Source organism: Runella zeae DSM 19591 (genome assembly GCF_000423565.1).
GTDB lineage: Bacteria > Bacteroidota > Bacteroidia > Cytophagales > Spirosomataceae > Runella > Runella zeae.
Map to the genome: position 1 here is coordinate 1 of NZ_KE384043.1, position 22,486 is coordinate 22,486.

Below are 22,486 nucleotides of genomic sequence, written 5' to 3' on the forward strand. Positions count from 1 at the left end.
GTATATGTTGATTTAGGTTATCTTGGTATTCAGAAAGAATACAAATTTTTGTCTTTAAAGATTCCATTTAAAAAGCCCAAAAAAAGCAAAAAAAATCCTTATCCAAGCTTAACATTAGAGCAAAAAAACTACAACAAGTCTATTAGTAAAAAGCGAGTTTTTGTAGAAAATGCAATTGCAGGAATAAAACGTTATCATATTTTAATTAACAAGTATAGAGGAAAATCTAAGGAAAAATTTGATGAAAGTATTGAATTATGCGCAGGCCTTTGGAACTTCAAAATCGACTTTAAGAAAAAGATAACTTGTTAGTAATCAACAAGAAAACAACTCTATTATTGAAGAAATTAAAGTTGGTTCAGAAGAAAAAGGTATTAAAATGTTGAGTGAATTGTATAGTAAGCTAGAAGATGCGAAAAATGAAGTGTATAGGATGACCGAAGAAAAAGAAAACCTTCGTATTGAAAAAAGTAGAGAGAATAAAAGGTTGTTTGAAGAAAATAGAAAACTGATTAATGAGATTAATAGCAATAAATCGCAAAAAACTGATTTGTTATTAAAATATAAAGTTAAGTCATTAGGGGGTGATTTAATGTTGAAAAATCAAGAAATGGAAAAAATAAAAAAAGATAATAAAGAACGAATTCGAACGCTAGAAGTTGAAAATAAGAACCTGAAAAAAGATTTAGATAGGTTAAAGGAAGAAAATAAAATAACTAAAAATGAAGGTTTTAGAATAGATGTTGTTCTTAGTGATAAACTTAAGTTGGAAAAAGAAATAGAAAAACTAAAAAGAGAGAAAGATGACTATAAAAAAAGGCTAGAGAACTGTCAAAAAGAGTTAAGAAAGCATGGTTTAATACCTACGACACATACATCACATTCAACTCATAAAAGTTTAGTGCTCGAAAATTCTGATAAGGTGTCATATAAAGGAGGTATTTCAGAAGATGGTTCAGTAGGATTTGGTAATGAACGTCGTGAAAGCGGAAAAATGGGGTCATTATCATCGTTTGATAATTATAATGACGACTTCAATGAAAATTATCCTAATGAATATTACTGATTCTTCAATGGAATGCCCTATACATAAAGATAAAGGCCTTCTTATTCAAAATTTTTACATCGCCAACAGCGAAACTCCAGCCGACAAAATCCTAGGCACCGACGCCATGGGCGCTGAGTTGCTGAAGCATTTGTAGAATCACTGATTCAAAACGTTAAAAACGTACTGTCAAAGCCCCACCTAGCCATCGTTTGGAGGGTGGTTATTTTGGGGCTTTGATAATAATCATTTAAAAAGGCAGCTGTCTAATCCTAATCTTACGGTCATCTACCGTAGCAGTGGCTCCAGTTTCAAGATGAGGAAGCAATTCTGATAATCTGATAAGTGGTCTTCGACAAATGACTCTAAAAATGTTTTACTCATTTTTGAAGCTCGGAATGTTAATACAGAAGGTTTAGGCTCATTATTTAAAGCCGCTAATCGAGAAAAATCTAAAGTTACAATAGTGAAACCATTTGCCTGCGCAAATACCCTTATAATCTCATCAGTAGTATTGGTTAGCCCATAATCAGAAACATGAAAGCCTTCGTGATTGTTGTCAATACAGAATACTTTACTGTAATACGAAGGCAGATTTTCCTCTAAGAGAAACTTCATGCTGCTTTCATAGGAATGTATATTTCTTGGATGCGCTGCGCCGCAAACATAATCACCTCATTAATAGCAGTTTCAGATAATTGAGAAAAAGCAACAAGTAAATCACCAACCGACATTCCACCAGCAATATGTGCCAAAATAGATGATACCGTAATACGCGTATCTTTGACTCGTGGTAAACCTTGGCAAATGCCTGCATCAGCAACGATTTAAGTGAAATTAGTAATTTGCATGGTTATTTTCTGATGTATTTATTTTTAAAGTTAGGTAGTTAAAAGCTTTTTGGCAAATCTTAACACAATGATTCAACAACTGACAAACATACATTCAAAGCCCCGTATAGCCACCGTTTGAACGGTGGCTATACGGGGCTTTGCTCTATTCCACTTCAAGAAATACCCGAAGGTATGAATTCTGATAGACTCCAACATTTGGAAGCGATTGCACCGTGCACTTATGAGAATACAGTCCTTGCTAAATCCATATGCCTTGATAGACAATGAATTTAGGTCTCATGGGCTTGTAAGAGCCGCGATTTGATAATAAAACGTACCCCCATCGGAATCTCTAAAGAAAAACTCGCCCCTCTACCAGAGACGACGTCGAGCGTTAAATGCGTGTGTTGCCAATACTCAAACTGATCGCGGGACATATAAAATTCGCAGCCGTGGATTTCTCCCAGCTTCACATCAGTTTCATTCAACATCAACTCCCCCACCTCAAAGCACATGGGCGCTGACCCGTCGCAGCAGCCTCCACTTTGATGAAACATCAGTTCTCCATATTTGGCACGTAATGTATCAACGACTTGCTCCGCTTCTTTGGTAATTGCGATTCTGGACATAGCGATATTTATTAAAAAACCTGTGAGGGTTTAACCCCACAGGTTTACCCTTTTCCCTACTAGCCTAAAAGAATCCTAATTTATTTTTGTCATACGAAATCAACATATTTTTGGCCTGACGATAATGATTCAACATCATTTTGTGCGTCTCGCGGCCAATACCTGATTTTTTATACCCGCCAAACGGTGCGTGCGCAGGATACGCATGGTAGCAGTTTACCCAGACACGACCCGCTTGCACCGCACGCGCTACTTTGTAGGCTTGGTGGGTGTCACGCGTCCATACCCCCGCGCCGAGGCCATAAAGTGTATCGTTGGCAATCGAAATCGCTTCCTCTTCCGTTTTGAAAGTAGTGACGCACACCACTGGCCCAAAAATTTCTTCTTGGAAAATGCGCATTTTGTTGTTGCCTTTAAACAACGTTGGTTTGATATAATACCCACCTTCAAGGCCTTCGTTGTAAGCTGCGCCTCCACCTGTTAGTAGTTCGGCTCCTTCTTCTTTACCGAGGTCGATATAATGAAGAATTTTCTGGTATTGATCGTTTGATGCCTGTGCCCCCATCATCGTATTTGGGTCGAGCGGGTGGCCAAGTTTAATAGCTTCAATGCGGTCTACCACCCGCTGGATAAAGGCGTCATAAATAGATTCTTCCACCAAAATACGCGATGGACACGTACATACTTCGCCTTGGTTGAGGGCAAACATCGTAGCTCCTTCCAAACATTTATCGAAGAATTCGTCGTCGGCATCCATGATACTTTTGAAGAAAATATTTGGTGATTTTCCTCCCAGTTCAAGCGTAACAGGGATGATATTTTTAGAGGCATATTGCATAATCAATTGCCCTGTTGTTGTCTCTCCCGTAAAAGCTATTTTGTTGATTCGGGAGCTAGATGCCAACGGCTTCCCTGCTTCGATACCAAACCCATTCACGATATTCAAAACTCCCGCAGGCAATACTTCCTGAATCAATTCGGCCAATGCCATAATTCCCACGGGCGTTTGCTCGGCAGGCTTCAAGACCACACAGTTTCCAGCGGCGAGTGCAGGTGCTATTTTCCAAGCTGCCATCAACAACGGAAAGTTCCAAGGAATAATTTGGCCTACTACTCCAAGGGGTTCGTGTACAATTAGCGATAAAGTGTTTGAATCCAACTCCGACGCCGAGCCTTCTTCTGCCCGAATCACGCCCGCAAAGTAGCGGAAGTGGTCAATCGCTAAAGGTAAATCAGCGGCCTTGGTTTCGCGGATTGGCTTACCGTTGTCCCACGTTTCTACGCTTGCCAACAATTCTAAATTTGCTTCCATGACATCGGCGATTTTGAGCAAAATATTACTCCGAGTTGCCACCGATGTATTGTTCCAATAAGGAGCTGCGGCCCAAGCTGCATCCAAGGCAAGGTTGATATCTTCTTCGGTCGAGCGAGCGACTTTCGTAAATACTTGGCCATCAACGGGTGAGGTGGTTTCAAAATATTCGCCTTTGACAGGACTGACCCATTGTCCGCCAATGAAATTATCGTAGTGGGTTTTGAAGATTGGCTTTGCTACCAAGTTGTTTTGTTGGGTGATTAGGGTTGACATAGTTGTAAGGGCTTTGTGTTACAAAAAGATTTTGCACAAAACAACCTTCAAAAAATTACATTTGATTGACCTATCCTGCTCACTATTTTCCCTATCCTATCAACTGATTGCACTATTCTATCAACTATTGCACTATACTACCATTTTGTCCATTTTTTACTTACTTTTAGTATGATTTTAAGAATTAATACAACAAATTCTTTAGCAATATAGACCTATGGTTGAGTTAAATCCCTTGCATTACCAAAATCGCCGCCTCGAAACCTTGGTAGAGAATCGTACCCTGCATACGCTCAATAATGCCGAACTCAACATCTTTGAGACCCACCAAAAGGCAGCGCAAGTGATGTTGCAGTTTCATGAACCTGTTTTGGCAAGTATGATACGCGGTAAAAAAATCATGCATCTTCAGAATACTCCCTCGTTTGGTTTTTTGCCCGGCGAATCAGTGATTTTACCCTCTAATGAATTGATGTGTATTGATTTTCCTGAAGCTACTCAGCAAAACCCTACGCAGTGTTTGGCACTAGCATTCAACAAGTCCAAACTTCAGCAAACCGTTGATTTATTGAATGAACGGGGTGTCAAACAAAATGGGAAGGAATGGAGCCTAACCGATTACAATTATCATTTTACCAACGACATTGCCATCAACCAAATCCTCCAACGGCTTATTTTTATTTTCACCGAAAACCATCCTTCCAAAGACATTTTTGCTGATATGCTGCTCCAAGAGCTTATCATTCGCATTTTGCAAACTGAATCGAAGAGTATTTACCTTAAAAAGTCTTACACCCAACCCAACAACGACCGTATCTCGTTTGTGCTTAATTTCATTCGGGAAAATATCACCGAAGATCTCACGATTGAGTTACTGAGCGAAAAAGCTTACATGAGTGAGTCTAATTTTTACCGTACATTTAAACACGAAACAGGAGCTTCCCCGATTGATTTTATCATTGAGGAACGCCTCAAACTCGCTGAAAGCCTACTACGTGACCCTAAAATGAGTGTCAAAGAAGTATTTATGGCTAGCGGATTTAATAGTTTTTCTTACTTCTGCCGTATTTTTAAGAAAAAGAAAAGTCTTTCTCCTACTGAGTTCAAAGAAAAATCTAATCAGCTCAAAAATTGGCATATAGCTTAGACTAACACGCGTCGGATTCGTCGAGATGCCCGCTCCAACTTCCATTTGGGGCGAAATTTGGTTTAGCGTTTCTGACGCTTTTGTTCTGTACGCGTCGGAGACGCTAGACCGTGCCCGTCCCGAATCACAATTCGGGACGAGGTTCCCGAAACCCGCCCCACCTTTCATTTGGGGCGAAATTCGGTTTAGCGTTTCTGACGCTTTTGTTCTGTACGCGTCGGAGACGCTAGACCGTGCCCGTCCCGAATCAGAATTCGTGAGATGCCCGCCCCACCTTCCATTTGGGGCGAAATTTGGTTTAGCGTCTCTGACGCTTTTATTCTGTACGCTTCGGAGACGCTAAGCCGCGTCCGTCCCGAATCAGAATTCGGGACGAGCTCCCTTGCCCAATTCCAAATTAGGGCGAAATTCGGTTTTGCGTCTCTGATGCAATTGACGTAACTTTGGCGAAACATCTTCATCATGTTTTATCTAGAAACTCCCCGCCTTGTTCTTCGCCTTTTTCAAGAAAGTAATGCCGCAGATTTATTTCGTATCGAAGGAAATCCTGATGTGATGCGCTACATTCGCCCGCCGGCGGTGGATGCTTCCCAAAGCTTGGCACGAATCCAACAAGAAATCATCTATAATGAGGCATATCCTGGACTAGGATTGTATGCGTGTTTTGAAAAAGAAACCAATACTTACGTAGGTTTGGCAAAAATAAAACATATCGACCCCACCGACGACATCGAAGTGGGCTATGCTTTTGTACCAGAAGCGTGGGGAAAGGGCTATGCCACCGAACTCACCAAAGCTGCTATTGAGTATATTCAAACGCATTTTGCAGGTCGTCGAATCATCGCTTTTATCCAAGCTCAAAACGCAAATTCGCGCAAGGTACTTGAAAAGTCAGGGATGAAAAAAATTGCAAGCGTATATCCTGGAAGGGAAGAAGCTGTGGTATTTGAATATTTTTAGGAACTTACATTTCCCCCTCTACTCCCAAACCAAACAACGCAAAATCGTACTTAACGGGGTCGTTTGCATCAAATTGTTTAAGATTTTCGGTCAACTCAAGTGCCGTTTGCCAGTCGGTAGTGGGACGCTGAATAAGTCCTAGCTTACGTGCTACGCGGTCTACGTGTACATCACAAGGACAGATGAGTTGCGAAGGTTGGAGGGTTTGCCAAAGTCCGAAGTCCACGCCTTTGTCATCTTTGCGCACCATCCAGCGCAGAAACATATTGAGCCGTTTGCAAGAAGATTTGCGCATGGGCGTAGCAATGTGTTTGCGGGTACGTTCGGGAAAGTCTTCAAGGCTAAAAAAAAGATTGTGAAAGCTTGCTAACCCTCTTTCTACATGCGTATCATCAGGCGTCAAATCTTGCACAAAAGCCCATTCGAGCGAAGAATGCTGGGCGTAATATTGTTTGAAAAAGTGCAGAAAATAAAGCGTATCGGTGGCGTTGAAAGTCCGATGCTTAAAGTTTAAAAATCTTTTGAGGTCTTGTTCTGTGTGATTCTTTACAAAATCATACGGTGCACCGTCCATGAGTTGAATCAACTCATTGCATTTATTGATGATTGTTTTACGCTGTCCCCAAGCCAAAACCGCTGCCCAAAAACCCATGATTTCGATGTCTTGCAAACGCGAAAATTGGTGGGGGATACTGATGGGGTCGTAGGGGATAAAATCTGGCTGATTGTACTGAGCGACCTTTTTGTCGAGCAATTCTGCTACGTAATCAGTCATTAGATACTACGACCTCCTTTCAATAGCCATACGAGTCCTTGCGACAAGCCCGAAAATAACCTTACCAAACCAGTGAATACCAGCGTGAATAGAGAAATAAAAGGATAAAAAATAGTGAACCCTACGCTCCAAATACGATAGCCGAGGGTATTTTTCATTTGTTCGCGTTGTTGGCGGCGAGAGAGCATTGTTAAGAATAATTGGTTGAAATAAGAATAGCCTAATAGTCAAAGCTTTAGTTGACAACAACAAAGTTCGGGTTTTGGTTTGGCAAATAAAAATCTCACAGGCTTAGATTTTACTTAAAAGTAGGTTTTGTGAGATAAAAAACCTGAACAGTGATGCCACCAACGGGACTGAGAGGATACGCCCATAAGCGCATTCCGGCACCGGGTAAGTAAGACGAATTGGGACTACCTACTTCTGACAGTGCTAAGCCTGCGCGAGCTACAATGCGTGTTTCTAAACGCCCATAAACTAAGAAAGCATAGCCCCCATTCATTTCAAGATATGCTCCTAGTCCCGATTCGTCAGGCAATGATTGCTGATAATGAGGAAAGTATTGGCCTCTAATTGAAAGCTGACTTTGGACTTTTAAGTAAGTAAGTGTCAGATTATATCCCCAAAAAGCATAGCTTTTGAAATGGGTGTTTTGGGCATGTTGTTCATGTCCCATTTTTATGAAATATCCTTCTGAATTTTGAGTTAAGCGAGAAGCTATTTGTTGGTTGAGTTGGGTATATCCTACCCCAATATGATTGAAGTGATGAGGCTGTCGGGTAGAAAACTGAAAAAAAGTTTCCAGCGCAAGAGGGTTGCTGTATTGTATTCGTTCTTGACCAGCCATGATACCCATTTTGGGAAAAGAAGCCATCAATGGCAAATTTTTGAAAACATCAATACCGACTGCCCTCAATCGTAAGCCGGTAGATTGGGCATACAGCATCGTGTGTAGTAGTATAAAACCCCCTAAAAGTACACTTTTCATAATTTTATGATTTGGACAATCACCCCTTCGCCACCACTTGACTGAATGCCCTTGGTATTTTTATAATAGGGGATATAACTAACAAATACATCTTCGAATGTCGATTCTACCTCTTTATTATTTTCAGGGCGTACTATATCTATTATATATCCACATTTTTTGCTGACATTGACTACCGTTTTTTTGTAAAATACGGTAAGGGTATCGGTTTTGGTTTGTTGTTCAAAAATATAAGTCGTCGAATCAGCAGTAAGGTTGAAAGGTAGGGTAATTACTCCCGATTGTTGATAACTCGCAATTCCTTCTTTGGGGATAGGAGATAAGCTTCCGATAGCTTTGATACTTTTAAGCGACAACGTATCTTGAGAAGGGTATATGACTTTTAGGGTAGGTTCGCCATCAATACCGCATTCTTCGCAACTGTAAAACACTAAAGATAAGATAATGCTCAAAAAAGTTATACTTCGCATTGTAATGAAAGAGAGGTTTAGAGATGTCATTATCAAATTATTTTACAAAATGCTATTTTACGATTTCAATTACAAAAGACATTGTACTTATGTTTGAACACAAAAGCCAGAAAGTCATTTCGCGGCCTCATTTCCAGCGTCGGGTGATTAAGTATGCGCTTTTCGCTTTGACGATGATTGGCGTATCGTGGTGGATAGGAGCGCTAGGCTATCATTATTTGACGGATCCTCACCTAAGTTGGGTCGATTCTTTCTACAATGCGGCCATGATTTTGGGGGGTATGGGACCTGTTGACCCTTTACAATCTGATATTGCCAAAATTTTTGCCTCTCTCTATGCGTTATTCAGTGGCATTACTTTTTTATCGGCTACTTCCGTATTGTTTGCCCCATTTATTCATCGCTTTTTTCACCTCCTTCACGTAGATAATGCTGACCGCTGACATCCTCAAAGTGTACCTTCGTCGCCTTACCAACCTCAGCACGCGCAATCGTTCGTTGCTATTAACTTCTCTTCCTTCTGAGCAGTTTTTGGATTGGCAGGCTTTAGATTATTTGGAAGGACGGTCGGCGTTTGAGGTACTTAAAGAGGTAATTGCTCAAAAAAAGACGATAAAACTCTGTCAACGGTTGGATAGCCGCTCAGAAAAAAGCAATGAAGCAAGCAAAAAATTGGCTAAAATAGCCCGTACAGCTCAATTCATTGAAGAAGAACGTGGTTCACAAGACCTATATATAGGCTATCCTTTTGTAAGAGGAAAACTCATGGACGGTACCGTTATTCATGCTCCTTTGGCATTTTTTCCAGTGGGTTTGTCCCTCAAATCTTTGTCCGAATCTAGTCAAAAAGGATATTGGGAGCTGCATCGCCGCGACGAACCGACTCTGCTCAATCGTAGCTTTTTGCTGGCTTATGGGCATTTCAATCAGGTAAGTATCTCCGACGAACTGCTCGAAAAAAACTTAGATGAGTTGAGCAAAGATGCTTTGGCCTTTCGGACTGAATTGTATGAATTACTCAAAAATTCTACGCTCGAAATCAATTTTAATCAAGAGCTTTTTCAAGAGACACTTCGGTATTTTGAAGCGCAATCAAAAGCCGACCTTGATTTGATAGAACGAAATGGTGAGTTGAAACTTTATCCAGAGGCGGTTTTGGGTATTTTTCCACAAACCGGTAGCTATCTTGGACCCGACTATGAAGCTTTGATTGAGCTCGAAAAATCTGCTACTGCGCTTTTTTCTTTCGAACCTTCCTTACACCGCAATGCCACGAGCGAGACCAATACTTTTACGGCTTTTTTGCAGGATGCTACGCAAGAAGTCGCCCTCAAACGCGTCAAACAAGGGGAATCTTTGGTGGTACAGGGGCCGCCTGGTACGGGTAAGTCGCAGCTGATTTCAAACCTGATGGCTGATTTTGCGGCGCGGGGTAAAAAAGTGTTGTTGGTGTGTCAAAAGCGGGTGGCTTTGGATGTGGTCAGTCAACGGCTCACGCAGGTTGGGATGTCTCCTTTTTTGGCTTTGGTACATGATTTCAAAAACGACCGCTCGGCGTTGTATCAGCAATTGGCAGCCCAAATCGACAATGTGGAAGCGTATCAGAAGCAAAATTATAGTTTGGATAATATCGTTCTCGAACGTCAGTTTTTGCAAGCAAGTAGGGCTATTGAGCAGATCACGAATGAGTTAGAGGATTTTAGAAAAGCTCTTTTTGATAGGTCAGATTGTGGAGTATCGCCCAAAGAACTCTATCTGACAAGTCGTCCGCACGCTGACATTATTGCAATAAAAGATTTTAGAAACTTTAAGTTTGACGAGCGTTTGGACGAATTAGTACAAAAGCTACGCCGCTACGAAGCTTATCAAAATCGCATACCCGAAGCTCATACTTGGCATGAAAGGGTGGATTTTTCTAAAATTGGTTTTCAAGAAATAACCCAGATTGAAGCTACTATTGGGGAAGTAAAACAGTGGAAAGAAAAGATATTAGGGCGTTTTCGGGAAGAATGGGAGTCCCATATTTCATTGGACAATATTTTACAAATTCATTCTCAAAAACCACAACTCTTTGCGTGGTTGGCTCTGCTAGAAGAGGATAATACGTGGCAATTTTTCAAAAAACAGCAACAAGGTCTTTGGGCGGATTCGCGTAAAAAGTGGTTTAAACGGATTACTGACGAACTTTCGCTGCTAGCTGCCAACCAACTCGTTGAAAAAGAATTAACAAAGAGCCAATTGAAGCCTGTTTTGGCTCGTTTGCAGGATTTGATTGAAGTCCGTAAATCAATTTTAAAATGGCCTTTTTATGGGGATAAAACCTATTTTCGTACCCTAACGGAGAAGTATGGGTTGGGACTATCGATGAGTGATTTGTACAAACTTCAAGAATTACTAGAGCATAGACTGCGTTGGGAAGCTCTTTTAGAAGAGCTTTCTGACAAATTAGAAATACCCCTAACTGCTGAATATTTCGATTCTTCTAAACATCAGTTAGAGGCGCTGTTGGATGCCTATGACAATGCCCAAAAAGCATTTAAGACTTTAGAAAACACCTATCCATTTCTTCAAAAAAAGGTTAGTATTGCTTCGACTTTTGGGGAGTTTGCCAACGAAATTCAAAGGCAATGGAAGGATGTTGAAGATACTATCCAACAATATCAAAATTGGCAAACCTACCTGCTGCCTTCGCAAATCAATCGGCTGATTGAAGAAGATGCCTTTGAAGATAAACTGCTTCAACAACTTCGTACCGACTTTGAACTATTGAAAGAAGCTGACCTTCTCAAAGCTGATTTTTCGGGGCAAGAGTATCAGCTATATCAAGCACTGAGAGAAAAAACAACAACCCAAGAAGACATAGGGGAGGTATTCCTGAATTCTCTTCGTTTGGCTTGGTTGGCATATTTAGAAGAAAAAAATCCAATACTTCGCGCTGTTTCTTCTTTGAAAATCGGGCAATTAGAGCAAGAACTCCAAGAAGCTATTTTGCGAAAACAGGCGCTTAGCAGAGAGATTTTATTGATGCAACTGCGCGAACAAACCTACAAAAATGTGGCCTTTAATCGTCTCCAAAATCGCGTCACTTACCGCGATTTGCAGCATCAAGTCACCAAAAAGCGTAAAATTTGGCCCGTTCGCAAACTCATGGAAAACCACACCGAAGAAGTGTTTCATTTGGTGCCTTGTTGGTTGGCTTCGCCCGAGACGGTTTCGGCGGTGTTTCCACTTACGGAGGGGCTTTTTGATATTGTTATCTTCGACGAAGCTTCTCAGTGCTATGCCGAATACGGCATTCCGGCTATTTATAGAGCCAAGCAAGTGGTAGTGGTGGGTGATAGCAAACAGCTTACGCCTTATGATTTGTACAGGGTGCGGTATGAAGCAGAAAACGAAGAAGAAAAGGCCGCCCTCGAAGTAGAATCTTTACTTGATTTAGCCAAACAGTTTTTGCCAGAAACGCTCCTTCAAGGGCATTATCGGAGTCGTTCGCTGGATTTGATTACTTTTTCCAATAACCATTTTTACAAAAATAAACTTCAGTTACTTCCTCATTTTGAGGATATTAATCGGCCCGAACCTGCTATCGAATTTATCAAAGTAAATGGCGTGTGGGAAAACAACCGCAACCTTGCTGAGGCCGAAGAGGTGACAATGCTTGTAAAAAAACTGGTAAATACTTACGTGGGGTATTCGGTGGGAGTGGTTACTTTCAATCATCCTCAGCAGCAGTTGATTGAACAGATGTTAGAGCCGCATCTTGAAGCTAATTTTGTAGGAAAAAACGAGCAGAATAATACATCATTGTTTGTCAAAAATATAGAGAATGTACAAGGTGATGAACGAGACATTATTATTTTTTGTGTGGGGTATGCACCCGATAGCCGAGGCAAATTGAGAGCGCAGTTTGGGAGTTTAAACGCCCAAGGCGGCGAAAATCGGCTCAATGTCGCGGTCACACGTGCCCGTGAGAAAGTATTTGTAGTAACGAGTATCTTGCCTCATGAACTCAAAGTAGACGATACTTTACATGAAGGGCCGAAACTCCTAAAAGCATATTTACAGTATGCGTTGGATGTGTCGGAAAAACGGTTTGTTCCTAGTCCCTTCATAACTGAGCAAAACCAGTACACTTGGAATCTTAAAAATCAGATTTTAGCTCACACATCGCATGAGTCGTTGCCTTTCACTTTTCATCTACAACTCCCCTTTGCGGATATTACGGTCAAAAAAAAAAATCTCTATGAAAGTGTAATACTAACCGACGACAGTCTCTACCAACAGGCGGTTTCGGCCAAAGAAGCCCATGCCTATTTACCTTTACAGCTCCAAAATAAAGGTTGGCGTTTTGAGCGAAGATGGAGCAGAGAATGGTGGCGTAAGAAGATTATTTAAGAAGTGTTTCCAACTTCTTATCAGGCAGTTGCGTCTTAGGAAAAAGAAATCCTAAACGCCAACGTTCACCATGAATAAACCACTTCTATTCTCACTATTTTTGGTTTGCCTTTTGCAGTGGTCTTGTACCGACCAATGCACCGAAACCCGCAAATACAAACGATTTAGCCCTGTTACGGTGTCTTTGGCCGAGATACGTCAGGGAGTACGTACGGAGACTTCGCGCGATTTAATCAATCCCGGCAAAATTTATACCAAAGGAAATTATCTGTTTATCAATGAGATGAAAGAAGGGTTGCACATTGTGGATAATACCAATCCGAGTGCACCTAAGATGGTTTCGTTTATCAAAATTCCGGGCAATGGCGATATGGCCGTCCGGGGCAATATTTTGTATGCCGATAGTTATTCAGATTTAGTAGCTTTCGATATTTCTAATCCACTGGATGTCAAAGAAATCAGCCGCGAAAAAGAAGTTTTCCCTTCAGGGATGTTTGATGGAGTTTCGTGGTTTTTGAATACGACTACTGGAGCTATCAACGACCAAAAAGTGGATATTGTGACCGAAACCCGAAAGGTAAGTTGCGAAAATGCCAACAACTCATGGTGGGGTGGGGGAATTTGGTTTGACCGAGCGGCGTTCAATTCAGCAGCGCCCTCTACAGGAAATAGCGCCAATAGCGGACAAGGACAAGCAGGTTCGATGGCCCGTTTTGCATTGTACGACAGGTATCTTTATACCGTCGGTCAAAATGATATGTTGCTTTTCGATATAAGCACACCTTCCAAACCTGCCCGTAGTACCAAAATCAGCATAGGCTGGGGCATCGAAACTATTTTTCCGTATCGCGACAAGCTGTTTATTGGTTCTACGACGGGGATGTTTATTTATGACAACAGCAACCCCGAAAAACCCGAACGCCTCTCTACTTTCCAACATGCTATGTCGTGCGACCCCGTCGTTGTAACCGACAATCGCGCTTATGTCACACTTCGTTCGGGTACTACTTGCAATCGTGGTCTCAATCAGCTAGATGTCATTGATATTACAGACTTGCGCAATCCACGGTTATTGAAATCGTATCCTATGCAAAATCCGCACGGGTTGGGGGTCGACTATCCCAATTTGTATTTGTGCGAAGGAACCCACGGTCTCAAATCGCTCAATGTAGCCAATGATTTCGATGTCAAACAAATGCAACATTTGACAGGCATGGATGCCTATGACGTAATTCCCCTTGCCAACAAAACCTTGATGATGGTAGGCAAAGACGGTCTTTATCAGTTTGATATTTCTAATCCAAGTAGCTTACGTCAACTCAGTAAAATCCCTGTAAAAAGACTGGATATTTAGGCTTGAACTTTTAAACTTTCCAAGTTTTCAAAACTTGGAAAGTTGGATGGTTTAGAGGTCGCCTACTTGCCAAGTTTTTGATTATTAATTCATTTCCAAATTTGCCTATTCATCTATGCCAACAATATTCAAATTTTTATGGATGGGGTTTATACTGGCTCATACTATCGATTCACTTCGTGCGCAGGCACCTACCTTTAAACCGCATTATGTCAACATGACTGAAGTAGGAGGGTTGTTTGGGCGAGTTGTGTACGATATTCCGGGGAGTGTGCCAGCTACCCAACAAGTCGAAAATCGCCTGAGCCTTACGATTCAGACCTTCAATGGTATTCAACTCAAACCGCGCCTTGCCCTTGGCGTCAGTTGTGGGGTAGATTGGTATCAGGCGGTGTTGCTTGCACCCGTAGCAGCAGGGGTGCGTTATGATTTAGCCCGTTCTAAAAAGAATGTAACCTTATTGGGCTTGTTTGATGCTGGCTACAGCTCTAATTGGCTCCACGTAGATGCCACCGATTATAAAACCCAAGGAGGCATGATGCTAAATCCTGGTTTGGGGCTCAAATTTGGCTTCAAATCGGGCAGTGCTTTGGTATTGTCGTTAAGTTATAAGCGTCAAAATGCCAAAGTCACCAAGCCGCTCAATTGGGGTGAAATCGAAAAGTGGGAAGACCGAGTTTATAATCGGATGGCACTACGCTTAGGAATGATGTTTTGAGGAAAAAAATTAATCTAAGAATTTCATAAGCCGTACCATTTGATTTGCTTTACTCCATTTTTTGAGAAAGTTACCGACAATACGGGAGGGTCAAAAACTGATAAGGAAGTCTCCATTAAGTCTTTACTAATCTTTTTGGAGGTTTGTTGGTGGACCAAATATTTCTTTAATTTTTTGGTGAGATACTTCGCAAATGCCTCATTTCCTTGCATTAGTTTGCCAAGACCATTGTCAATCAAGAAGAAGTAGCCTTTGTACTTGAACACAAAAAAGGCTTAATACTTTCGGTAATTGCCTCGAAAGTGGTAATAGCCTCCACCCGATAAAAAACCGTGTCTGGGACCACTGCCATAGATAAATGTACAACTCTGTAGGAAGGGACTTTTTCGATATAGTGATTCAGAACCCCTAAAGTCAGCGTGTCGCTAAAGGTTATTTCTCTTGAAAAATAAGGGATGTCCTTTTTAGGTTGAGCAAAGCTATAAGAGCTGGTAAAAAAAGTAAAGTAGCAAATCCAAAGTAGCGTTTTCATGGTAGGTACAATTTAGCCATTGTTGGTATTCGGGTAAAACACCAGCAATGGAATAAACATTGGGGCTGTCTCCGTATTCTGCCAAACGATTATTATATAAATCCTATTGCTGAACTAATAATGCTCCAAGAATTATTTTTTTCTTTTTGTAAGTCGGCTGAAAGAGTGAGACCTGTACCTTTAAATATCATAAAAACTTTGGCTTGATTGGGAGTTAAAAACTGAATTTTTGTAACTTCTAAGAAAAAAGCTGGTTTATAAGGGTTTAGCAATTGTTCGTCAGTGGAATCTACCTGACTTAAAACAACCAACTTCCCATTTTTATAAATATTATATTGCTTAGAGATAGTTTGATTCTGAACAATTTTTAGTTGTTTATCTTGAAAACTACTCAAATATTTCTCTAAAATAGGTGTAGTAAGGAGAACTTGTACTATTTGGGTCGTATCTGATTCGGTAAGAGAATCCTGCTCGTTATGAGGATTACAAGCGATTAAGCAGGCCATAAAGGAGATGAAAATTAGGATAAGTAATGGTTTCATAAACCTTTATTTTTTATAATCTACAAAGTTGTGGACAATTACAGCCAAAAAATATATTTGAAAAATTAACTCAAAAAGTCAACATTTAATCTGACTTTAGTTAATCCAAAATAATACTACCGTTTGATTCTACAAATCTGTCCATTTCTTGGTCATTTAAGAGATAGCAGAAAGATACATTAATTGGTTGAAAACCAAACACGATGACAGATACACATTCGTTTATTTCAACTTTGTAATAGGTGATTTTTTGGAACTGTGTTTTGTTTATTATTATTGGTTTTTTGTATAAATCTTTTAATTGGGTAGCAATCATTTTCGTATCATTGGTGTTCCAATCAAAAAAACTAATACTATAAATTCCTTTGTTTAATAGTTCGTCTTTTTTTTGATTTTCATTCATCGTATATCTGTTATCATCATAACCCTTTCGATAATAAGCAACTATCTTTCTAGATTCTGCTAAAGACGTATCTGCAAGTAAAGCTCCTCTTTTGAACTTTAGATCATACGAATAAATAGCGTCTTTGGCTGAAATAGGAAAAGAAATAATGTGGCCTTTGTATTCTAAAGAAGTACTTGGGCAAGAATTAGTTGGGGCACAACTACTTATAAGTATAACTACAGATATACTTTTCAATATGTTTCTGAAAATCTGGTTCATATAAATGAAATGAGTTCATTTGATAAGGAGACAACATGAAGAAGTGTACAACTACAACTGGTGGGGGCAAGAATAAATACACGATAAAACTCTTGGAGAGTATTCAAGAATGTTGAGTGAAGAGGGAGCTGATAAAGTTTGAAGTATTTACTTCAATTCCAATTGTTCACAAGCTTTTTCGGCGGCCGATTGTTCGGCTTTTTTCTTGGAATAGCCACTACCTTGGGCAAATACCTCACCGTCAAGGGTCACTTGAGAGATAAATTCGCGGAAATGACGGCTTCCTTTTTCTTCCACAATCGCAAAGCGTACTTCTTTCCCTTCGCGCTGTGCCCATTCGATGAGGCGGCTTTTGAAGTTGGCGTTGTTGTTGATAAGCGCGTCTAAGTCGTAGTGAGTGAGGAGTTCTTTGGTGATAAATTTCCGCGTAAAACGAAAACCTTTATCCAAATACACAGCTCCTACGAGTGCTTCGAGGGCATCGCCATACATAGAAGAATTGGGCGGCATTCCTTTGCGATTGCCGTCAAACTCAATCAGGCGGTCGAGGCCGATTTTACGAGCGATACCATTGAGGGTTTCACGATTGACAATCCGCGAGCGGATTTCAGTTAAAAAACCTTCATCTTTGTAAGGGAATTTTTTGAAGAGGTACTCGGCTATTACCATACCAAGCACGGAGTCACCGAGATACTCCAGGCGTTCGTTTGATTCTCTAAAACCTTTGATGTTGGTTTCTTTGGAAGCGGAAGTATGGCGAAAAGCTAGCTGATAAACCTCCAAGTTTGAAGGTTTTTCGCCGATGATTAATTCTACGGCCTTTCTAAATTTCTTTTCGGGGGACATATTCCCCGGTTTAAAGAAATCAATAATGGGATTTAACACCGTAGCCAAAGGGGGTGAATTTAAAGTTTTTACAATCTACAGTTTTTGATTGAAAAAATCAATCGTTACTGTTAAAATTATTTATCCCTCAAATTTACGAAATACCACGCAGGTATTGTGTCCACCAAAACCAAAAGTATTGCTGATAGCAATATTTACCTTACGAGATTGAGCCTCATTGAAGGTCAAGTTCAACCGAGGGTTAATGTCCGGGTCATCGGTGACGTGATTGATGGTAGGAGGGATTTTTTGCTCTTGGATGGCCAAAATAGAAGCTACTGCCTCTACAGCGCCTGCTCCTCCCAACAAGTGGCCCACCATTGATTTAGTAGAGCTAATGTTGATATTGTAAGCATGTTCGCCGAAAAGACGTTCGATAGCTTTGATTTCTTGGGGATCCCCGATAGGAGTAGAAGTACCGTGAGTATTGATATAATCTACCTGATCAGGAGTGATTTCGGCATCTTCAAGCGCATTTTTCATACACATATAAGCACCGATGCCGTCGGGGTGGGGAGCCGTGATGTGATACGCATCCGAAGACATACCACCGCCCAAGATTTCGGCGTAGATTTTGGCACCTCGTGCAATAGCGTGTTCGTATTCTTCCAAAATCAAACATGCCCCACCTTCTCCTAAGACAAAACCGTCGCGGTCTTTGTCGTAAGGACGAGAAGCCGTACTAGGGTCATCGTTACGTTCCGACATTGCTTTGAGGGCATTAAAGCCACCTACCCCCGCTTGAGTAATGGCCGCTTCTGACCCGCCTGACACGCAAATATCGATTTTGCCGAGGCGGATATAATTAAAAGCGTCAATCAGAGAGTTGTTGGAAGAGGCACAAGCCGATACCGTAACATAGGAAGGCCCTAACAGACCGTGCCGGATAGATAAAATACCCGAAGCACTGTCGGCAATCATTTTCGGAATAAAAAACGGGTTGATGCGTGGAGTACCGTCACCTTTGGCAAAGCTAATAATTTCTTCCTCAAAAGTTTTGAGACCTCCGATTCCGCCACCCCAGATACATCCTACTCGGTGTAGGTTGACAGGTAAATCGGTAGGGATACCTTTTTCGAAGTCAATGGGTTTGAGGTATTCATCCAAGCCAGCATCTCTGATGGCTTCTGCGGCCGCAACTACCGCAAATTGGGTATATAAATCCATTTTACGGGCTTCCTGACGGGGAATAAACTGCGACATGTCTAGCCCCTTGACTTCACAGGCGAAGCGGGTTTTGAACTTAGTTGCGTCAAATCGGGTAATAGGCCCAGCCCCGCTGGTACCACTAAAAAGCCCCTCTTTGTATTCCGATAGCGTATTACCGATAGGAGTTAAAGCCCCCATCCCTGTCACTACCACTCGTCTTAAAATCATAAAATGGATCTATAAATTAAGAAAAATAAGCTTACTTGACGTTTTCTTCGAGGTATTTGACCGCCTGACCTACTGTTCCGATGTGTTCAGCTTGGTCATCAGGAATCGAAACGTTAAATTCTTTTTCGAATTCCATAATCAATTCTACCGTATCGAGCGAATCAGCGCCGAGGTCGTTGGTGAAGCTGGCTTCTTCGGTCACTTCTGACTCATCAACGCCTAATTTATCAACGATAATTTTCTTTACTTTTTCTGCAATCTCTGACATTTTTTTGAGGAGTTTGGTTCAAAAACGCTGCAAAGTAATGTATTTCAAAGCAGATTGTCAAATATAAAATTTCTTCCTTTGTATCATCTCCTCCACAACATCCGCTACCATATACCGAATAGAACGTCTATTTTTGATGGATTCGCGAATAAAAGTAGCAGAAATATCTAATAAAGGTGCCGAAAAAAAACGTACCGCAGGGTGATTCCCAAATTCATGAGGAGGGACATTTGGGCGTGGATATACATATAAGCCGTAATATTCTAGGATAGCTTCGTAGTTTTTCCAGTTTTTAAATTGTGCTAAATTGTCTTCTCCGATGATAAGCTTAAAAGTATGCTGGGGGTATTTTTCTTGTAGTTTGGTCAGTGTATCAATCGTATAGCTTGGCTTGGGCATCAAAAATTCTACATCACTTACTTTTAGTTTGGGGTTGTCGGCGATGGCTTTGTCTACCATATCATAACGGTCAAACTCGTGTAGCAATCCTTTGTTCTTTTTAAAAGGATTTTGGGGAGATACCACAAACCAGACCTGTTCTAAATCGGTAGAAGTTGCCATAGTATTGGCAATAATGAGATGACCTACGTGGATAGGGTTAAAAGACCCAAAGAATAATCCTATTTTCATTGTTGTGAGTACCAAAATAAAGTGGCAAAATAGATTTTTAAGGAGCTAAATGGGTGGATACTGCGTCATCCGCATTCTATTTTGTAGTTTTGTCTGGTCAAAGTTAAGACTATTTAAGATGTTAGAAAAAATCAAAGTTTTATCTAAGGCTTATGCCGAACATACTGTTGCTAATCGTCGACATTTGCATACCCATCCCGAATTATCGTTTCAGGAGTATAATACGGCTCGATTTGTAGCCTCAAGATTGAGAGATATGGGGCTTGCTCCCCAAGAAGGAGTAGCCGACACGGGGGTAGTTGTAATGATTGAAGGAAAGAACCCCGAAAGTCGCGTTGTGGCACTTCGTGCGGATATGGATGCTTTACCAATCATCGAAGCAAATGAGGTTTCGTATAAGTCACAAAACCCTGGCGTGATGCACGCTTGTGGGCATGATGTACACACGTCGTCGTTGCTCAGTACAGCGCGTATTCTGAATGAACTGAAAGATGACTTTGAGGGCACAGTAAAACTGATTTTTCAACCCGGTGAAGAAAAAATCCCCGGCGGGGCTTCTTTGATGATAAAAGAAGGAGTGCTTCAAAACCCCGCCCCTGCGAGTATTTTGGGACAACACGTAGCTCCCAATATACCTGTAGGCAAAATTGGCTTTAGAGAGGGGATGTACATGGCTAGTACCGATGAACTTTACTTAACTGTAAAAGGAAAAGGAGGGCACGGGGCTATGCCTGATACGCTTATTGATCCTATCCTGATTGCGTCACATATCATCGTAGGATTACAGCAGGTAATTAGCCGTAATCGTAAGCCAGCAGCACCTTCGGTGCTGTCGTTTGGGAAGGTAATTGCCAATGGTGCTACCAATGTCATTCCTAATGAAGTATATATAGAAGGGACATTCCGGTGTATGGACGAAGAATGGAGAGAAGAAGGCTGGAAGCGAATCACTAAGATAGCACAAGGGTTGGCCGAAGCCATGGGCGGAAGCTGCGAAGTAGAGGTCAGAAAAGGATATCCTTTTCTCAAAAATCATCCCGAACTTACTCGGCGTACCAAAGCTGCTGCCGTGACTTATATGGGTGCCGAAAACGTGATAGATTTGGATTTGTGGCTAGCAGGAGAAGATTTTGCGTTTTATTCGCAAGTAACTGACGCCTGTTTTTATCGATTAGGAACCCGCAACGAGGCGCGGGGTATCGTATCGGGGGTGCATACGCCTACTTTTGATATCGACGAATCTGCCTTGGAAATTGGCCCTGGGTTGATGGCTTGGTTGGCATTAGAAGAATTAAAAATTAGCTAATACTTTGGCGATGAATAAAACCCTCCGTTTGATTTGTTTTTTGATTCCTTGGGTATCTTTTGCCCAAGAAAATACGGCAAAGCCTACGCCTTTTGCGGTTTCCAAACATCCCTTTACTTATACGGGTCGGCAGATGATTGTAGGCCAGTCCATCGGAGGATTAGAGAAAGAATACCGTTTGCTAGAAGATGGGGGGATTTATCGACGTATGAATACCTCTCAGGAGTTTGAAGTTTTGGGTGAACAAACCAAAAAAAATGTTGAAACAGCATTTAAAGCCTTAAAAGATGTAAATTTTGAGGAGATAGATTTTAAACATCCAAGCCGCAGTTCGTACTTTATTATTCTAAAAACGGGCCAAAAAGAGCATAAAGTCACATGGGGGGATGCCAAGCATCCAGCCCCTGAATCAGTGCTGAAAGTTTACAAAGCTTTTATGGGAATGATTCCTGCAAGTATGCGCTTATGAAAGCCTTTGATTAATTTCAAAAACTTTATCTATAAACTTTAATAGTAAACCTGACTCTTCTCCGAGTAATACACTTATCAACATAGACGAAAAACCCTCATTTTACTATAAATTAATTGATAACATCTAAATTATATTATGCGCCTTAAAGATAAAGTAGCCCTTATTACGGGTGGAAGCAGCGGAATTGGCCGCGAAACGGCATTGTTATTTGCACAAGAAGGAGCTGCAGTAGTAGTGGCTGATATCAACGAAGCTGCTAAAGAAACGGTAAAGCTGATCGAAAAACAAGGCGGCAAAGCGGCCTACATTCGTACAGATGTTTCGAAAGCTTCTGATTGTGAAAATATGGTGGCTTTTGCCGAGCAAACTTTTGGCAAGCTCAACATCATTTTCAACAATGCGGGTATCATGCACAGTGATGATGACAATGCCATCACAACTGAAGAGTCAGTGTGGGATCTCACTATGAATATCAACGTAAAAGGGGTGTTTTTTGGATGTAAATATGCTATTCCTGCCCTTCGCCGTGCGGGAGGAGGAAGTATTATCAATACAGCTTCTTTCGTAGCATTGTTGGGAGCAGCTACTCCTCAAATTGCCTATACAGCGAGTAAAGGGGCGGTATTGTCGATGAGCCGCGAATTGGCGGTGATTCATGCTCGTGAAAATATTCGTGTCAATGCGCTTTGTCCTGGCCCATTGCGGACTGAGCTTTTGATGAAATTTTTGAATACTGAGGAGAAAAAACAGCGCCGCTTGGTTCATATTCCAATGGGACGTTTTGGCGAAGCCAAAGAAATGGCTTTTGCTGCCCTCTACCTTGCCTCTGATGAGTCTTCTTACGTGACAGGTACAGAGTTTTTGGTAGACGGTGGTATCACCGCTGCGTATGTTACGCCTGAATAGTT

General features: G+C 41.2%; 27 protein-coding genes. 12 read left to right on the forward strand and 15 right to left on the reverse strand.

Going from position 1 to position 22,486, the window contains the following annotated elements:
• From G563_RS36150 to G563_RS38280, 3 genes are all read left to right on the forward strand, one after another.
• Positions 1-312 (forward strand): transposase family protein (locus tag G563_RS36150; protein ID WP_037326637.1); only part of this gene is annotated, 312 nt, incomplete at its 5' end.
• A 121-nt stretch (positions 313-433) separates the two neighbouring features.
• Complete coding sequence (locus G563_RS0128970) at positions 434-1,066, forward strand: hypothetical protein (protein WP_157585696.1); 633 nt, start codon at positions 434-436, stop codon at positions 1,064-1,066.
• Positions 1,038-1,202, forward strand: coding sequence for a hypothetical protein (locus tag G563_RS38280; protein WP_169579821.1), 165 nt, complete (start codon positions 1,038-1,040; stop codon positions 1,200-1,202). Before G563_RS0128970 ends, G563_RS38280 begins: the two co-directional genes overlap by 29 nt.
• A 131-nt stretch (positions 1,203-1,333) precedes the next feature.
• Here G563_RS38280 and G563_RS36155 read toward each other — a convergent pair whose 3' ends face one another.
• The 4 genes from G563_RS36155 to G563_RS0128995 form a co-directional block, all read right to left on the reverse strand.
• Positions 1,334-1,663 carry a DUF5615 family PIN-like protein gene (locus G563_RS36155; RefSeq protein ID WP_037328507.1) on the reverse strand — a complete coding sequence of 110 codons (330 nt, stop codon included), beginning with the start codon at positions 1,661-1,663 and terminating at the stop codon, positions 1,334-1,336.
• Positions 1,660-1,872, reverse strand: a complete 213-nt coding sequence (locus tag G563_RS37790) for a DUF433 domain-containing protein (protein WP_084651002.1) — start codon at positions 1,870-1,872, stop codon at positions 1,660-1,662. Before G563_RS37790 ends, G563_RS36155 begins: the two co-directional genes overlap by 4 nt.
• A 296-nt stretch (positions 1,873-2,168) precedes the next feature.
• On the reverse strand, positions 2,169-2,507 hold the full coding sequence (locus tag G563_RS0128990) for a DUF779 domain-containing protein (protein WP_037328510.1): 339 nt from the start codon (positions 2,505-2,507) through the stop codon (positions 2,169-2,171).
• 64 nt (positions 2,508-2,571) lie between these two features.
• Positions 2,572-4,095 carry an aldehyde dehydrogenase family protein gene (locus tag G563_RS0128995; RefSeq protein WP_028668414.1) on the reverse strand — a complete coding sequence of 508 codons (1,524 nt, stop codon included), beginning with the start codon at positions 4,093-4,095 and terminating at the stop codon, positions 2,572-2,574.
• 217 nt (positions 4,096-4,312) lie between these two features.
• Here G563_RS0128995 and G563_RS0129000 point away from each other — a divergent pair, with 217 nt between their 5' ends.
• Both G563_RS0129000 and G563_RS36160 read left to right on the forward strand, forming a co-directional pair.
• Positions 4,313-5,242: an AraC family transcriptional regulator gene (locus G563_RS0129000; RefSeq protein WP_028668415.1), complete on the forward strand. Its 930-nt coding sequence runs from the start codon at positions 4,313-4,315 to the stop codon at positions 5,240-5,242.
• A 462-nt stretch (positions 5,243-5,704) separates the two neighbouring features.
• Positions 5,705-6,202: a GNAT family N-acetyltransferase gene (locus G563_RS36160; protein WP_051211273.1), complete on the forward strand. Its 498-nt coding sequence runs from the start codon at positions 5,705-5,707 to the stop codon at positions 6,200-6,202.
• A 4-nt stretch (positions 6,203-6,206) separates the two neighbouring features.
• On the opposite strand, the gene G563_RS0129015 is transcribed toward G563_RS36160, so the two are convergent.
• The 4 genes from G563_RS0129015 to G563_RS0129030 all read right to left on the reverse strand — a co-directional run bounded on the left by G563_RS0129015 (position 6,207) and on the right by G563_RS0129030 (position 8,435).
• Positions 6,207-6,977 (reverse strand): TIGR02757 family protein, encoded by a 771-nt coding sequence (locus G563_RS0129015; RefSeq protein WP_028668417.1) that lies wholly within the window; start codon positions 6,975-6,977, stop codon positions 6,207-6,209.
• Positions 6,977-7,165: a hypothetical protein gene (locus G563_RS0129020; RefSeq protein WP_028668418.1), complete on the reverse strand. Its 189-nt coding sequence runs from the start codon at positions 7,163-7,165 to the stop codon at positions 6,977-6,979. Before G563_RS0129020 ends, G563_RS0129015 begins: the two co-directional genes overlap by 1 nt.
• A 110-nt stretch (positions 7,166-7,275) precedes the next feature.
• Entirely contained in the window at positions 7,276-7,965 is a 690-nt protein-coding gene (locus G563_RS0129025; RefSeq protein ID WP_157585702.1) for a hypothetical protein, read from the reverse strand.
• The gene (locus G563_RS0129030; RefSeq protein WP_028668420.1) at positions 7,962-8,435 is read right to left on the reverse strand and encodes a DUF6452 family protein; all 474 of its coding nucleotides are present in this window, start codon (positions 8,433-8,435) and stop codon (positions 7,962-7,964) included. The genes G563_RS0129025 and G563_RS0129030 overlap by 4 nt, the downstream gene beginning before the upstream one ends.
• Positions 8,436-8,524: 89 nt before the next feature.
• Here G563_RS0129030 and G563_RS0129035 point away from each other — a divergent pair, with 89 nt between their 5' ends.
• The 4 genes from G563_RS0129035 to G563_RS0129050 all read left to right on the forward strand — a co-directional run bounded on the left by G563_RS0129035 (position 8,525) and on the right by G563_RS0129050 (position 14,902).
• Positions 8,525-8,878, forward strand: coding sequence for a hypothetical protein (locus G563_RS0129035; RefSeq protein ID WP_028668421.1), 354 nt, complete (start codon positions 8,525-8,527; stop codon positions 8,876-8,878).
• Positions 8,865-12,830, forward strand: coding sequence for an AAA domain-containing protein (locus tag G563_RS0129040; RefSeq protein WP_037328512.1), 3,966 nt, complete (start codon positions 8,865-8,867; stop codon positions 12,828-12,830). The genes G563_RS0129035 and G563_RS0129040 overlap by 14 nt, the downstream gene beginning before the upstream one ends.
• A 70-nt stretch (positions 12,831-12,900) precedes the next feature.
• On the forward strand, positions 12,901-14,184 hold the full coding sequence (locus G563_RS0129045) for an LVIVD repeat-containing protein (protein ID WP_028668423.1): 1,284 nt from the start codon (positions 12,901-12,903) through the stop codon (positions 14,182-14,184).
• A gap of 115 nt (positions 14,185-14,299) precedes the next feature.
• Positions 14,300-14,902, forward strand: coding sequence for a hypothetical protein (locus G563_RS0129050; RefSeq protein ID WP_051211274.1), 603 nt, complete (start codon positions 14,300-14,302; stop codon positions 14,900-14,902).
• Between the two features lie 23 nt (positions 14,903-14,925).
• Here the strand turns inward: G563_RS0129050 and G563_RS0129055 are convergent, their stop codons facing one another.
• The 7 genes from G563_RS0129055 to nadD form a co-directional block, all read right to left on the reverse strand.
• A complete protein-coding gene (locus G563_RS0129055; RefSeq protein ID WP_157585704.1) occupies positions 14,926-15,168 on the reverse strand; it encodes a hypothetical protein in 243 nt (80 codons plus the stop codon).
• 358 nt (positions 15,169-15,526) lie between these two features.
• Entirely contained in the window at positions 15,527-15,976 is a 450-nt protein-coding gene (locus tag G563_RS0129065) for a hypothetical protein (protein ID WP_028668427.1), read from the reverse strand.
• 100 nt (positions 15,977-16,076) lie between these two features.
• Positions 16,077-16,640: a hypothetical protein gene (locus G563_RS0129070; RefSeq protein ID WP_028668428.1), complete on the reverse strand. Its 564-nt coding sequence runs from the start codon at positions 16,638-16,640 to the stop codon at positions 16,077-16,079.
• 147 nt (positions 16,641-16,787) lie between these two features.
• A complete protein-coding gene (gene rnc, locus G563_RS0129075) occupies positions 16,788-17,486 on the reverse strand; it encodes a ribonuclease III (protein ID WP_051211275.1) in 699 nt (232 codons plus the stop codon).
• 120 nt (positions 17,487-17,606) lie between these two features.
• Positions 17,607-18,902 carry a beta-ketoacyl-ACP synthase II gene (gene fabF / locus G563_RS0129080; RefSeq protein ID WP_028668430.1) on the reverse strand — a complete coding sequence of 432 codons (1,296 nt, stop codon included), beginning with the start codon at positions 18,900-18,902 and terminating at the stop codon, positions 17,607-17,609.
• Positions 18,903-18,933: 31 nt separating this feature from the next.
• On the reverse strand, positions 18,934-19,170 hold the full coding sequence (locus tag G563_RS0129085; protein WP_028668431.1) for an acyl carrier protein: 237 nt from the start codon (positions 19,168-19,170) through the stop codon (positions 18,934-18,936).
• A 57-nt stretch (positions 19,171-19,227) separates the two neighbouring features.
• A complete protein-coding gene (nadD, locus tag G563_RS0129090) occupies positions 19,228-19,800 on the reverse strand; it encodes a nicotinate (nicotinamide) nucleotide adenylyltransferase (RefSeq protein ID WP_028668432.1) in 573 nt (190 codons plus the stop codon).
• A gap of 118 nt (positions 19,801-19,918) precedes the next feature.
• On the opposite strand from nadD, the gene G563_RS0129095 reads away from it, so the two are divergent.
• From G563_RS0129095 to G563_RS0129105, 3 genes are all read left to right on the forward strand, one after another.
• Entirely contained in the window at positions 19,919-21,106 is a 1,188-nt protein-coding gene (locus G563_RS0129095; RefSeq protein WP_028668433.1) for a M20 metallopeptidase family protein, read from the forward strand.
• Positions 21,107-21,116: 10 nt separating this feature from the next.
• On the forward strand, positions 21,117-21,575 hold the full coding sequence (locus G563_RS0129100; protein ID WP_028668434.1) for a hypothetical protein: 459 nt from the start codon (positions 21,117-21,119) through the stop codon (positions 21,573-21,575).
• A 138-nt stretch (positions 21,576-21,713) separates the two neighbouring features.
• Positions 21,714-22,484 carry a glucose 1-dehydrogenase gene (locus G563_RS0129105; RefSeq protein ID WP_028668435.1) on the forward strand — a complete coding sequence of 257 codons (771 nt, stop codon included), beginning with the start codon at positions 21,714-21,716 and terminating at the stop codon, positions 22,482-22,484.
• The last annotated feature ends 2 nt before the right edge of the window (positions 22,485-22,486 follow it).